The sequence below is a fragment of the Streptomyces sp. NRRL F-2664 genome (assembly GCF_000719345.1).
Lineage (GTDB): Bacteria > Actinomycetota > Actinomycetes > Streptomycetales > Streptomycetaceae > Streptomyces.
Genome location: NZ_JOFX01000361.1, coordinates 1 through 448, shown reverse-complemented (window position 1 = coordinate 448; position 448 = coordinate 1). Strand labels below are relative to the sequence as shown.

The following is a 448-nucleotide window of genomic DNA, read 5'->3' as shown; positions in this document are numbered from 1 at the left end:
GTGCGCGATGCTGCGCCGGTCCTTGCCGGGGGTGTTGACCGTCTCCTGCAGGACCTTCCCGTCCCGGCCGGTCACCTTCTGCGACAGCACCAGCCCGGTAGAACCGTTCTCGGGGTCGTACACGGTCTCCGTCACCGTACCCGCCTCATCGGTGGTCTTCACCGCACGCCCGTAGGCATCGTAGGCGGCGGCAGTCACGGTCTCCCGTTTCTGGCCGGCGGAGTTGTGGACGGTGCTGGCCTCGCGCACCGGCAGGGCCCAGTCCGCGGGGAGTTCCGCGTCCCGGGGCGGAGGGGCGGGGGAGTCGCCGTCCTGCCAGCTGTAGCCGCGCACCAGTTCCCCGGCGGTGCGGTTGCCGAGGGCGGAGGTGTAGACCTGCTGGGAGGTCAGGAGGTGGAGGCTGTTGTAGTGGGAGACCACCCTGCGCTCCGGCTCGCCGTCCGGGCCC

At 71.4% G+C, this 448-nt stretch carries 1 protein-coding gene; it reads right to left on the bottom strand.

Annotated elements, in window-relative coordinates:
• On the bottom strand, positions 1–448 hold a 448-nt coding region (locus IF89_RS39685), incomplete at both ends, for a hypothetical protein (RefSeq protein WP_043194980.1).